The organism is Dactylosporangium sp. NPDC051484 (assembly GCF_040689395.1).
Classification (GTDB): Bacteria; Actinomycetota; Actinomycetes; order Mycobacteriales; family Micromonosporaceae; genus Dactylosporangium.
The window spans coordinates 414,947-427,634 of sequence record NZ_JBFAZX010000004.1 but is presented as its reverse complement, the minus strand read 5'-3'; the positions used below and the strand labels follow the sequence as shown (position 1 = coordinate 427,634).

Annotated in this window: 12 protein-coding genes; 4 read left to right on the top strand and 8 right to left on the bottom strand. The window is 73.5% G+C overall.

The window, feature by feature from the left end:
* Positions 1–821: 821 nt before the first annotated feature.
* Positions 822–2,129: an ATP-binding protein gene (locus AB0367_RS10730; RefSeq protein ID WP_366225994.1), complete on the top strand. Its 1,308-nt coding sequence runs from the start codon at positions 822–824 to the stop codon at positions 2,127–2,129.
* Positions 2,130–2,159: 30 nt separating this feature from the next.
* Here the strand turns inward: AB0367_RS10730 and AB0367_RS10725 are convergent, their stop codons facing one another.
* Together AB0367_RS10725 and AB0367_RS10720 are read right to left on the bottom strand one after the other, a co-directional pair.
* Positions 2,160–2,918 (bottom strand): GNAT family N-acetyltransferase, encoded by a 759-nt coding sequence (locus tag AB0367_RS10725; protein WP_366225993.1) that lies wholly within the window; start codon positions 2,916–2,918, stop codon positions 2,160–2,162.
* A gap of 183 nt (positions 2,919–3,101) precedes the next feature.
* A complete protein-coding gene (locus AB0367_RS10720) occupies positions 3,102–4,523 on the bottom strand; it encodes an MFS transporter (RefSeq protein WP_366225992.1) in 1,422 nt (473 codons plus the stop codon).
* Positions 4,524–4,631: 108 nt separating this feature from the next.
* On the opposite strand from AB0367_RS10720, the gene AB0367_RS10715 reads away from it, so the two are divergent.
* Positions 4,632–5,009, top strand: a complete 378-nt coding sequence (locus tag AB0367_RS10715; protein ID WP_366225991.1) for a MarR family transcriptional regulator — start codon at positions 4,632–4,634, stop codon at positions 5,007–5,009.
* Between the two features lie 102 nt (positions 5,010–5,111).
* Here AB0367_RS10715 and AB0367_RS10710 read toward each other — a convergent pair whose 3' ends face one another.
* A complete protein-coding gene (locus AB0367_RS10710) occupies positions 5,112–5,822 on the bottom strand; it encodes a methyltransferase domain-containing protein (RefSeq protein ID WP_366225990.1) in 711 nt (236 codons plus the stop codon).
* A gap of 234 nt (positions 5,823–6,056) precedes the next feature.
* Positions 6,057–6,923, bottom strand: a complete 867-nt coding sequence (locus tag AB0367_RS10705) for a LysR family transcriptional regulator (protein WP_366225989.1) — start codon at positions 6,921–6,923, stop codon at positions 6,057–6,059.
* 75 nt (positions 6,924–6,998) lie between these two features.
* Between AB0367_RS10705 and AB0367_RS10700 the strand changes: the two genes are divergently transcribed.
* Together AB0367_RS10700 and AB0367_RS10695 are read left to right on the top strand one after the other, a co-directional pair.
* Entirely contained in the window at positions 6,999–7,781 is a 783-nt protein-coding gene (locus AB0367_RS10700; protein WP_366225988.1) for a hypothetical protein, read from the top strand.
* A gap of 217 nt (positions 7,782–7,998) precedes the next feature.
* A complete protein-coding gene (locus tag AB0367_RS10695) occupies positions 7,999–8,238 on the top strand; it encodes a hypothetical protein (protein ID WP_366225987.1) in 240 nt (79 codons plus the stop codon).
* A 133-nt stretch (positions 8,239–8,371) separates the two neighbouring features.
* On the opposite strand, the gene AB0367_RS10690 is transcribed toward AB0367_RS10695, so the two are convergent.
* The 4 genes from AB0367_RS10690 to AB0367_RS10675 all read right to left on the bottom strand — a co-directional run bounded on the left by AB0367_RS10690 (position 8,372) and on the right by AB0367_RS10675 (position 12,639).
* Positions 8,372–8,596: a hypothetical protein gene (locus AB0367_RS10690; RefSeq protein WP_366225986.1), complete on the bottom strand. Its 225-nt coding sequence runs from the start codon at positions 8,594–8,596 to the stop codon at positions 8,372–8,374.
* 75 nt (positions 8,597–8,671) lie between these two features.
* Positions 8,672–10,033, bottom strand: coding sequence for a glutamine synthetase family protein (locus AB0367_RS10685; protein ID WP_366225985.1), 1,362 nt, complete (start codon positions 10,031–10,033; stop codon positions 8,672–8,674).
* 153 nt (positions 10,034–10,186) lie between these two features.
* Positions 10,187–11,428, bottom strand: a complete 1,242-nt coding sequence (locus AB0367_RS10680; protein ID WP_366225984.1) for a VWA-like domain-containing protein — start codon at positions 11,426–11,428, stop codon at positions 10,187–10,189.
* Entirely contained in the window at positions 11,425–12,639 is a 1,215-nt protein-coding gene (locus tag AB0367_RS10675) for a MoxR family ATPase (RefSeq protein ID WP_366225983.1), read from the bottom strand. Before AB0367_RS10675 ends, AB0367_RS10680 begins: the two co-directional genes overlap by 4 nt.
* Positions 12,640–12,688 lie beyond the last annotated feature (49 nt).

Below are 12,688 nucleotides of genomic sequence, written 5' to 3'. Positions count from 1 at the left end.
CATTCGGGAATCGGCACCGGCGGTCCATGGGGAAAGCGGCTGCTTGTTCCCGCCTTTCGGGGAATTCGGCGGAGATTCCGCCTGACCGTGCGCGGCATTGTCGAAAGGCGGCCGTGATGCACCGGGCGCCGCATATTGCCGCGAACCATTCGATGCGTTGCCGGCCCGGTGGGCTGGCGCAGTTGTGGCGTTGATGCGCGGCGACGCTTCGGGACAGGACGGGGCTGCCCGGCACCATCGGCTTGGCGCGGCGCGGGATCGCAGTCGTTTGCCACGGCGCTGCTCGCGGGACGCCGTGCCTGGTCAGGCCGTGTGACCGGCGGAGGCGACGGAGGCGGCGGAGGCGGCGGAGGCGGCGGAGGCGGAGGCGGCGAGGGCGGCACCGGCCCATGCACCGACCCCTGCATCTGACCGTCCCGCTGGTCGCTGACCGCCGGCGGGGTGTCACCGCGCACGCGACGCAGCTTCTCGGCGTGCCTTCTGGCCAGGCCCCAGTCTCGATGCCGAGCATGCTCCCGGCGGAACTGCTCATTCGCCGGGGAATAACGACGTGACCTGGTCCGGTCGCGCATGGCAGCCAATTCCGTAGCCGAAAAAAATTGCAGCTGCCCTCATACATGCCATTATCCCCAGAACCCGGCCGAAACCGCCGCCCCGAACGGCATTCCATAATGTCAAATGGTGCACGCGCTGGCCGCTGATAATGCGTGCCGGTTGCCCATGAGGCCAGTGGTGGAGGGTCCATGCCTGCTGGAGCCGCCGGTAGGAGGCCAGCCGCGCGCGGCGGGCCGGCGGCGGGGATTCGTGGCAGACTCGGACACATGGCCGAGGTGGCGCTGCGGCCCGCGGTGGAGGTCGTCGACGTCGGCGGGCGCGTGGTGCGCATCGTCGACGGGCATCTGCTCTCGGCCGGCAACGGCCCCAGGCCGATCGGGCACGACCTGCCCAACCGGGGCGTGGAGATCAGCGTCGACGCCGACGGATACCGCGCCCGCTGGGTCCGCGGCGCCTTCAGCCTCTCCGGCCTCGCCCGGCTCTTCGCCGGCGGCGCGGCCGGCGGGGCACTGTTCCGGCTGCTCGGGCTGCCCGGCGCGGTACTCGGCACGATCATCGCCGTCGGTGTGGCCCGTAGCGCCCGCCAGGCCGGTCCGCAGGACGTGGAGGACCCGGCCGTGACGGTCCGCGAGGACGGCCCCGACCTCGTGCTGGAGTCGACGTCCCTGGCCTCGCTCGTGCTCGCCGTCATGCAGCTCACCGGGGCCGAAGGGCCGGTCACGGTCAGCCCCGCGGCGTCGGCCCCGGTCTGCGATGGGGTGCGCCTCGACGACGTCGGCGGCCTGGAGGACGTGGTGGCGCAGTTCCGCGACGTCGCCGTGTCGTTCCGCCACGCGGACGTGATGGCCCGCTGGGGCGCGACCCGGCCGCAGGGCATCCTGCTCTTCGGTCCGCCCGGCACCGGCAAGACCATGCTGGCGCAGGCCCTCGCCAACGAGATCGGCGCCGACCTGCGCGAGATCCGCACGCCGGAGATCCTCGACAAGTGGGTCGGCAACTCCGAGAAGAACATCCAGCGGATCTTCACCGAGGCCCGCGCCCTGCGCTGGCCGACGGTGCTGCTCTTCGACGAGTTCGACTCGATCATCAGCTACACCGGCGCCGCGATCGACGCCGCCGGCCAGATGATCAACGCGGTGGCCGGCATCTTCAAGCAGGAGATGAACGCCCTCATCGAGGCCAACCCGAACGTCATCGTCGTGGCCACGACGAACTTCCCGGACCGCGTCGATGCCTCCCTGGTCCGTTCCGGCCGCTTCGACCTCAAGATCGCCATACCGCTGCCCGGCCCCCAGGCCCGCGCCGACATCCTGACCAAGCTGATCCGCGGCCTCATCGCCCGCCACGAGACCCCCGGCTTCCGCATGTTCGCCGACGACGTGGACACCCAGTCGCTGGCCGCCGCCGCGACGGGCCTGACGGGAGCCGACCTGAAGGAGGCCCTCCGCCGCGCCCAGATGGCCAAAGCGATGCACGAGGCCCGCACCGGCTCCGTCTCGTCCCCGATCACCCACGAGGAGCTGCTGACCGCCATCACTCGCCTCCGGTTCGCAATGCCGCAGGACGTTGGTTGACGTCTCCCGACGGCCGCGCCGCCGCCGCGATCAGGATCGGACGTATGGCGTCGTGGTGGCCAGGCGGACGAAGCCGAGCCGCCGCAGGATCGGGCTGCTGTCGGCGGAGGCGTCGACCTGCAGGTAGCGGTAGCCGGCCGCCGCGGCCAGCCCGGCGCGATACGCGACAAGGGCGCGGAAGACGCCGCGACCGCGCCAGTCCGCAGACGTGCCGCCGCCCCAGAGGCTCGCGAACTCGGTGCCCTGGTGGAACTCGACCCGCCCGGCGCAGATCGGGCGGTCGCCGGACAGGGCGACGACGGCCCGCACGATGTCGGGGCGGGCGAGCAGGTGCCGGCCGATCGCCGAGTGGTCGCCGCCGAAGACCTCGTCGTGGACGCGGACCAGCAGGTCGGCCTCGGGCTCGCCGGTGACGGGCACCAGGCGTACCGAATCGGGAAGCTCCACCGACCGCCGGAGCGCGTCGACCTCGGCGACGAGCAGCGACTCCGGCGGACCCGGCTCGAAGCCCGCCGCCAGCAGGCGGGCGGGCAGGTCGGCCGGGCAGTCGTGCGAGTACAGCTTCCACTCCCACGGCTGTCCGGTCGCGGCGAAGCGGCGGACCTGGGCCGCGACGACCGCGTCGGCGTCCAGGCCGGTCAGGTCGGACCAGGTGATGCCGGCCCATCCGTCGTGGGCGGAGACGACCCGCACGATGCCGGGTTCGCGCTCGACGATCGCGCCCGGGCCCTCCTGCGGCCGCTGGCGGATCTCCCGGTCGAACCGTGCGAGGATCTCGTCGGTGTTCATGGGCTCACCCGACACCGGCCGCCCTCGGCCCCGCAACCGAATTCCGCGCTGGTGACGCCTGGTCTGGCTCGATCAGCGCGAAGCCACGGTGCGGTCCTCCGGACGCCGCGGACGAGCCGGCTACGGCCGATGCCGCGAATGACGGCGACTCGTCCGCGTGGCGCCCTGCGGACCGGGACGAAATCAGGCGCGGTGCACGCCGAGCGTGCGGCGGCCCAGCAGCGGCACGAGGCTCAGCAGCAGACCGGCCACGGCCACCGCGGTCACCAGATTAATGCCCGGGTGGAACTGGCCGAAGTCGTTGCCGCCGGCCGGGGCTGCGGCCGCGACCAGCGCGGTCACGACCGCCAGGACGAGGGCGGCGCCGACCTGGCCGGACGTCTGCACCAGGCCGGAGGCCAGGCCCTGCTCGGCGTCGGAGATGCCGTCGGTGGCCTGGGCCATGATCGAGCTGAAGCCGAACGCGAATCCGCCGCCCAGCAGCAGCATCGTCGGCAGCGTGGTGACCGCGTAGTGCGGGGCGCTGCCCGCGGTGAGCAGGAACCAGCCGTACCCGAGGCTCATCGACAGCATCGAGCCGAGGATCAGCGGGGGCGTGCCGTGCCGGGTGATGAGCCGGCCGACGAACGGCGAGCCGAACGCCACGATCAGGCCCGCCGGCAGCAGCGCCAGGGCCATCCGCAGCGGCGACCAGTGCAGGACGTCCTGCAGGTACAGCGTCATCATGAACTGGAAGCTCAGGTACGACCCGAACAGCGCGACCATGCTGAGGTTGGCCCGCACGATGGAGCCGATCCGCAGGATGCCGAGGCGGATGAGCGGGTGGCGCACCCGCCGCTCGATGACCACGAACCCGGCGAACAGGGCGACCGCCGCGGCGGCGAAGCCGAGGGTCACCGGGTCGAGCCAGCCGCGGGCGGGGGCCGACACGACCGTGTAGACGGCCAGCAGCATGCCGCCGACCAGCGTGGCCGCACCGGCGAGGTCGTGGCCGCCCTCGGCGGCCGGTCGGTCGCGCGGGATGAGCGCGATGCCGGCGGCCAGTGCGGCCACCGCGAGCGGGACCGGGATCAGGAACGTCCAGCGCCAGCCGACGCTGGTGAGCAGGCCACCGAGGATGAGGCCGGAAGAGTACCCGCTCGCGCCGAAGACCGAGAACACCGACAGCGCGCGGTTGCGGGCCGGGCCCTCGTGGAAGGTGGTGGTGAGGATCGACAGGGCGGTCGGCGCGGTGAACGCGGCCGCCAGCCCCTTCACGAACCGGGTGGCGATCAGCAGGCCGCCGTCGTCGACCAGGCCGCCGATCAGCGAAGCGACGGCGAAGACGCCGAGCGCGACGAGGAAGATGCGGCGCCGGCCGAGCAGGTCGGCGGTGCGCCCGCCGAGCAGGAGGAGGCCGCCGTACCCCAGCACGTACCCGTTGACGATCCACTGCAGCGAGGTGGTCGTCAGGCCGAGTTCGCTGCCGATCGAGGGCAGCGCCACGCCGACCATGGAGACGTCGAGCCCGTCGAGGAACAGCACGGCACACAGCACCGCCAGCACGCCCCAGAGCCGTGGAGTCCAGACCTGCTCTGTCGCCCGTGGTGCTTTGGTGAGTGTCATAGTCACGAGCGGAGACACTAGATGCGCATGCATTCAATGTCCATGCACTAGATTTGCTTGCATTTAATGCAGGTGCAATCGCATGCGGGAAAGGGTAGGATGCCGCCCATGAGGTCCGAGGGAGCCCTGATCGAACGCTGGCGCTCGCTGCTGACCAGCTACAACGAGGTCGCTGGGCATCTCGAGCGGGCACTGCAGGAGCGCCACGGGCTGACGCTGAGCGAGTTCGAGATCCTCGACCGCCTCAGCGCGCAGGACTGTGAGAAGCGACGCATGCAAGACCTCGCCGCGGACATGTACCTGAGCCAGAGCGCCCTGTCCCGTGCGGTCGCCCGCCTGGAGAAGCACGGCCTGGTCGCCCGCGCGCTGTGCGAGGCCGACCGGCGCGGCGTGTTCGTCAACCTCACGGACGACGGGCTGGCCCGGCACACCGACGCGCGCCGGACCCACCTGACCATCCTCGCCGAGCACCTGCGGCCCGCCTGATCTCGGTCGACCGGCTCGACCCAGCGGTGCCGGCGCACCGCATCGGGCTCGGGCCGTCAGCCGACGTGGCGCTGCCCAGCGCGGGGACGACCGCCCAGCTTGCTACGCCGCGTTGGCGTTCCTGCGCCGGTAGTGGGAGTGCACGGCGTCCTGGCCCGTGTAGTTGGGGCCGGCCCGGTCGTCGGCGCCGAGGTACTCGTACGGCAACGCGACGTCGCCGCGGTCGTCCCGCCCGATCCGCCGGCGGCGGCCGTCGTAGCTGAAGCCGGCCTCACGCAGGTCCGCGGCCAGGCGACGGCCGACCGGGGAACCGTCGGCCAGGCGTACCGCGGAGAGATCGAGGTCGGCGACCAGCCGGCCGCCGTCGGTCAGCCACCCGGCCGCGCGGCCCAGCAGGCCCAGCTTGTCGCCGACATAGTGCAGGCCATGGACGCTGGTGATGAGGTCGTACCGCCGGTGGGGCGCCCACGCGAGCACGGGCGCCACGGTCAGCCGCAGCCACGGCACGTCCGGGGCCGGGTCGAAGGCGTCCACGAGATCCACGCCCTGCACCAGCACCCGGCCGGCCACGCCCTGCTCGTCCAACCGGCGGGCCGCCTGGATCAGCGCGCGGCCGGAACCGCAGCACAGGTCGAGCCAGGCGACCGTGTCCGGCGCCCCGGTGACGCGCAGCAGGGCCGCGAGCACGTCGACGGGGTTGAAGCCGAGCTCCTGCTCGTAGCTGTCGACACCGGAGAGTTGCCGTTCACGGTTCATCGCGGAGTTCGCCACCACTGCCGATCCGGCGAGGGCGTCGTCGTCGAGCAGAGGCACCGCGACATGATTGCAGCTAATGCCGATGACGGGAACCCCCCATGATCGTGCCCGGGCCGGGTCGTCGAGGCCCTGCCGCTGCCCGACGTTCGGTCGTCCGATCAAGGCCCGCTCGGGCGGCGGCCCCGTCCGAGCCCGGGTGAACTGCCAGGACGACCCGACCCCAGGCCATCGAGCAGGCTCGCCCAATGTACTCGGCGCCGGGCGGGTCGGCCGTGCGTGGCGACGCCGCCGTCAGGCGTTGAGCGCCGCGCGCACTGCGGCGGCCGGCCCGGTCAGCGAGCCGTGGACCAGCTCGGTGCGGTGCACCAGGCGCGGCTCGGCCACCGGCACCCCGCGCAGTGCCGACGTGATGGCCGAGGCCGGCAGCAGCGCCAGGCCCGCGCCTGCGGCGATCAGGGACAGCAGCGTGCCGGTGTCGGTGCCCGGATACGCCAGCCCGCCCCGGAAGCCCTCCGCGCGGGCCAGGGCGCGCAGCTGCGCGGGCGGAGTGGTGGCCTCGGGCGCGTCGAGCCAGACCGCGTCGGCGAGGTCGGCCAGGCGCAGCGAACGGCGCCCCGCGAGGGGATGGCCGGCCGGCAGCGCCACGACCACCGGCCGCTCGGCGACGACCGCGGTGTCGAGCTGGCCGGTGTCCGGCAGCGGCAGCGGGTCGCTCGGCGCGGTGACGCCGTCGACCAGGCCCAGGTCGAACCGGCCCGTGGCGACCCCGGTGGCGACCTCTCCACGGCCGGCGACCCGCAGCGTGAACGCGACGCGGGGCATGGCGCGCTGCACCGCCACGAGCCGCCCGGCGTCCAGGCCGGACAGCGGCGTCGCGCCGAGGAGCACCGTGGCCGGCGGCGGACCGGCGAGCCGGGCGACGTCGGCGCGCGCCGCGGCCAGCCGCAGCAGGATCGGGCCGGTGTGCTCAAGCAGCCGCGCGCCGGCGTCGGTGAGGGCTACCGGGCGGCGGCGCAGCAGCGGCGCGCCGACGTCCTGCTCAAGCGCGGCGATCTGCTGGGAGACGGCCGACTGGGTGTAGCCGAGCTCGTCCGCGGCGGCGGAGAACGATCCCAGCCGCGCCACGGCGGCGAAGGTGCGCAGCAGGTGCGGGTCCACGACATCATGATTGCTTATGTCGGTACCACAAAGAGTCGTTGGACTGATGACGGCAGCTCACGACAGGCTCGAGCCATGACGACAGACATGACAACGACCCGCACGGCCCGCGTCGCGCTGATCGGCGACCGGTCCCCCTCCGTCCGCTCGCACACCCGCGTTCCCGGCCTGATCGACGTCCTGCGCGAGCAGCACGGGCTGGCCTTGGACGCATACTGGATCCCGACCGAGGAGGTCGCCGGCACCGAGCTTGCCGGGTTCGACGGCATCTGGCTGCTGCCGGGCTCGCCGTACCGCGACGAGGCGGGCGCCCTCGCCGCGGTGCGGGCCGCCCGGGAGCACCGCATCGCCTTCCTCGGCACCTGCGGCGGCTTCCAGCACCTGCTGCTGGAGATCGCCCGGAACCTGTGCGGCCTGACCGACGCCACGCATGCCGAGAGCGGCCCGGGCGGCGAGCGGCCGCTCATCGTGCCGCTGTCGTGCTCGCTCGTCGGGCACGAGGGCGCGGTGCACCTGGCGCGCGGCAGCCTCGCGGAGCGGATCTTCGGCGTGGAGCGCGCGGTCGAGCGGTACCACTGCGCGTACGGCCTCGACCACGCGTACCTGCCGCTGCTGGAGGCACACGGCCTGCGCTTCACGGGCCACGACGACACCGGCGAGGTGCGCGTCGCTGAGCTGTCCGGCCACCCGTTCATGCTGGGCACGCTGTTCCAGCCGGAGCTGGCCGGCGACGGCTCGCGCTGCCACGCGGTCATCCGCGCCTTCGCTGAGGCCGCGGTCGCCACGAGCGCGGCGACGGTCCCACTGCCGGCGGCCGGTCCGGAAACTCCGCCGGCGGCGCTACACCGAGGCTGCTGAGGAAGATCCGTACGGAAATCAACGCTAAGGGTGATCTTGGAATCCCCTGTAGGCCGGGTCCGCATTGGGGCGTGACTGGTCGTAGGTTGTCCGGCTGTGCCCCTCAACTTCCTGACTGATATGACCAAGTTGCCGCGTACGAGCGGTTCGTTGGTGATCTCACGCGGCCGGAGCTGGAGGGCTTCTTCCTGCTCGACGGGGACGGCGCTGGATCTGATTGCATGGCTTCGCTTCGTGGACCGGCAGCAACGGCGTCGGGCACCGCGGCGTCGAGGCGACCCAGGTCAACGGCAGCACGGCCGGTCGGGGCGGGGATAGCGGCGGGCTGGTCTTCGTGCTCAAGGCCGGTAACATCCGCGAGGCCCGCGGCATCGTCAGCAACGGCGGCGGGACCACGCTTCGCTGGACCGAGGCGCCGTACATCTTCTCGACCTTCGGGATGTCGCTCGCCCCCTGACCGCTCGACAAGCGGCGGACCTGCTCCGGTGCGCCCGGCCCACTCGGGGGCTTTAACGGACGCGCGCCCAGGGATCAAATGTTGATCTAGGAACTGGTCGCGGCCGCTGGAGGCTGTCGGGAAAATTGCCGCCTCACGGAGCGTGTTGGTGCCCCAGCCGTCGCCGCAGCTCGTAGCCGTCGTTGCCTGCCTCGGCGGCCAGCGCAAACGCGAACGAGTGGCGCAGGTCGTGCGACAGTAGCGGGCTGATGCGGCGGGTCGGTGTGCTCGGCGTCGTGCCAGCGGTCGATCTGCTCGCCTCGCTGCCACCCGACCAGCGAGCACTGCCCTCGGTCGCGGCGTACGACCGGCTGCTCAACCAAGATCGTCGTTAGCGTTCGTTTCCGTACGAATCTTCCTCAACCCCGTACACCCGGCACGCGTCGGCCAGCTCTCAGTAGCGCCACCGCGTCGCGGCCGCGACGTGCGCGGGCCCGGCGTCGGCGAACAGGTCCACCTCGGCCCGGCGTACCGCCAGGAAGGCATCGAACAGCGCCTCGCCCATCGCGGCGCGCAGGCCGTCGTCGGCCTCCAGCCGGCCGATCGCCTCGGGCAGCGAGACGGGCAGCCGGGGCGGCTGATCGCCGTCCGGCAGCGACGCCGGGTCGACGGCGATCTCGGCCGGTAGCCGCAGCCCGGCGTCGACCGAGTCCAGGACGAGGGCGCAGACCGCGCCCGCCACGAGGTACGGATTGGCCGCGCCGTCGACGCACTTGAGCTCCGCGTTGGCGGCCTGGTCACCGTGGCCCGCCACGCCGGTGACGAACCGCAGCCCAGCCTCGCGGTTCTCCCGGCCCCAGCACTGGTACGGGCCGGCCCACCGCTGCGGCACCAGCCGGAGGTAGCTGGCCACGCCGGGCGCGCCGATCGCGCACAGCGCCGGCAACCGCGCCAGCACCCCGGCGAGGACGGATTCGCCACGAGCGGTCAGGGCGTACGGGCCGGCGCCGCCCGCGAACAGGGCGCCGTCCGCGTCGCGGACCGAGAAGTGCAGGTGTCCCCCGTTGCCGACCTGACCGGCGGTGACGACCGGGGCGAACGACACCCGCAGGCCGTGGCGGGCGGCCACGGCGCGGATCGTCTGGCGCACCAGGACGTTGGCGTCCGCGGCGGCGACGGGGTCGGTGGCCGCGACCGACAGTTCGAGCTGACCGGGTGAGTACTCGGGGTGGTACTGCTCGACCACGACACCCTGCGCGGCGAGCGTGGCGAGCAGGTCGTCGCTGTAGCCGGACAGCGCGACGAGCCGGTTCATGCCGTAGGCGGGGCCGGTGCCGGCGGGCCGAGGATCCTCGGCGTCCTCGGTTTCCTGGCCCAGGAACCATTCCACCTCGAAGGCCATCCGCAGGGTGAGCCCGGCCGCCGCGGCCCGCTCCATCATGGTGCGGGCGAACCGGCGCTGGCAGGCCGCATGCGGCTCGCCCTCCTGGGTCCAGCGCTCGACCGGCGCCCAGGCCCACCCCGGCTGGGCGGCGAGCACGGTCAGCCGGTCCAGGTCGGGGTGCAGGCGGAGATCGCCGGTCGGGCCGCCGATGTGCCGGCTGGTGGTCACCGAGTCGTCGAGGCAGAAGACGTCGAACACCGGGGACATGCCGACGCCCCAGGCGGCCGCGTCGGGCAGGCGGCCGGTGGGAACGCTCTTGACCCGCGTGATTCCGGCGTTGTCGACCCAGGTCAGCGCGACCGCGTGCACGCCCTGGGCAGCGAGCGCCGCGGCGCGGTCGCGGGCCCGCTCGGCGAGATGTGCCCGGTCCATACGGAAATTCTGTCCGGCTTTCCCGGGCAGATGCTCGCCTGCGGGCTCTGATCACCCGGTTCCGCGGCTATTCGTCGGAGCCCACGCGAGGCGCCGTGGTGACCGTGCCTCGCGGGGGAACATGTGCTGGGGCGGCGTCACGCCAGGAATATGTCAGCCGATCGTGACCACCCGGGCCCAGGCCGGAGGCGAGTCCGGCCGGTAGTCGGGGTCCTGCTCGCTCCACCGTGTTCGCGCTGTGGAGCGAGGGAACAGGCCCACCACCGTGCGGCACGGCGGCCGGCGCTGCGGCCACGGAGTCTGGCCGTCGGTCAGCACCACGACGACGTCCGGGCGGGCGCCGCCGACCCCGGCCCGCAGCGCCCGGGCGAAGCCCTCGCGCAGGTCGGTGCCGCCGCCCCCGGTCAGCGGGATGCCCTCGGCGCCGCACAGCGGGACCACCGTCCGCGCCGCGGCGTCGCAGGGCACCACGGTGACCAGGTCCCGGCGGCCGCCCACCGTGCGAACGATCGCGGCGACCTCCAGGATCGCGCTGCCCAGCTCGGCGTCGCTGACCGAGCCCGACGTGTCGATGACCACGCTGACGCGCGGCGGGCGTCGGCGCAGGCTCGGCAGGATCACACCGGGCAGGGAAGCGGACCGCCGCGCGGGGCGGGCGTATGTGTAGTCGTCGCCCGCCCCGGCGGCGGAGGCGGCCGCGCGGAGCGCCGCACCCAGCAGGTCGCGCCACGGCTGCGGCGGGTGGAACGCCTCCTCCGCCCACCGCTGCCAGCCCATCGGCACGCTGCCCGGGCGGCCGCGGATGCCCTCCGCCACCCGGAACCGGACCGCGTCGCGCTCCTGCGCGCTGAGCCCGTACGCGCCGTCCGGGCCGAGGTCCCACGCCCGGTCCAGGCCGTCGGCCCCGCTGCCGCAGTCGAGCCAGGCCATTTCCCGGGTGTACGGCCCGAGGCGGAACTGCAGCAGATAGTCCTCCATCAGCTCGCCCGCGGGCAGGCCCAGCTTCGCAGGCACGACGGCGCCCTCGGGGCTGGGCAAGCCCTCGCCGAACGCGTCGTCATTGATCTCGCAGTCCGCGGCGATGTTCATCCGCAGCCGCTCGCCGGGGCCGGACAAGTTGCGCCGCGCGGCGAACCGGTCGCCGCGGCCGTGGTGGTCGCGCAGCAGGTGCGAGACCTCGTGCACCCAGACGGAGGCGAGCTCCTCCAGCGGGGTGCGCTCGACGAACGCGGGCGAGACGTAGCAGCGCCAGTACCGGTCCACCGCCATCGTCGGCACCAGCCGGGAGGGCACCGGGTGCAGCGCGAACAGGGCCGTGGCCAGGTACGGGCGCATACGCGTCGCGTGCAGCCGCGCGGCGAGCAGCTTCCGCAGGTCCAGCTCGGGCTCGGTCATCGGGCCGCCACCGCGGTCGCCTCCTCGCGGACCCGATCGGCGTGCTGGGCCAGCGACACCGCGCCGGTCAGCCGCTCGATCGCCGCGGGCACCTCCCACTCGTGGTCGCGCAGCGCGGCGAGCGTGGCGGCCGGCACGACCACGAGGTCCGCCGGGCCGGTCTCGGCGGCGCGGGCCAGCAGGGCCCACGCGGCCTCCCAGCGGGCGCGCTCCGGGCGCCGGCGGACCGCCTCGACCACGCCGTCGAGGACGGCCTGGCGCAGGTCGCCGCGCTCCGGCAGTACTGCCCCGGAAGGGTCCCGCAGCAGCTGCTCGGGATCGGGAAGGTCCATCCGGTCGAGGCTCGCCAGCAGCTCCAGCCCGGGGCCGTCGCCGACCGTGCCGCGCACCAGCATCGACAGCACGTCGCGGTCGGTGCCCGCGGCGGTGGCGAACGCGACCAGCCGCAGCGTCATGTCCCAGCTGCGCGGCGACGGCCACGGCCCGCCGCGGCGGGTCTCGCCGCTGGGCAGCTTGTGCACCAGGCCCGGGCGGGCGGACAGCATCCCGCACACGGCGCGCCGGGCGTACTCGACGGCCTCGCGCAGCCGCCCGGGGTCGAGCCGCGGCAGGGCGGCCCGCGGCCATACGCCGCCGAGCCCGCGCACGACGACGTCATGGTCGTACGTCCACTGCAGATGGACGAACCGGTTGGCCAGCGGCGCGCTGAGCTCCCAGCCGTCGGCGGCCGAGGAGCGCGGGTTGGCCGCGGCCACGATCCGCACGCCGGGCGGCAGGCACAGCGTCCCGACCCGCCGCTCCAGCACGAGGCGCAGCAGGGCGGCCTGCACGGCCGGCGGCGCGGTGGACAGCTCGTCGAGGAAGAGCAGGCCACGGCCGGCCCGCACCAGCCGTACGGCCCAGTCCGGCGGCGCCATCGGCACGCCGTGCATCGCGGGATCCTCGCCGAGCACCGGCAGCCCCGCGAAGTCCGACGGCTCGTGGACGCTGGCGATCACCGTGGTCAGCGGCAGGTCGAGCGCCGCGGCGAGCTGGTTGAGCGCCGCGGTCTTGCCGATGCCGGGCTCGCCCCACAGCAGCACGGGCAGGTCGGCGGCGACGGCGAGGGTCAGGGCCTCCAGCTGCGCGTCGGCGCGCGGCTCGGTGTCCGTGTCGCGCAGCAGGGCGAGCAGGTCGGCGGCGACGTCAAGCGTGGGCATAAGCATGGGCATGCGGCATCACCTTGGGTGTGTGAAGGGAAACGGTGGCGAGCTTCGGGGG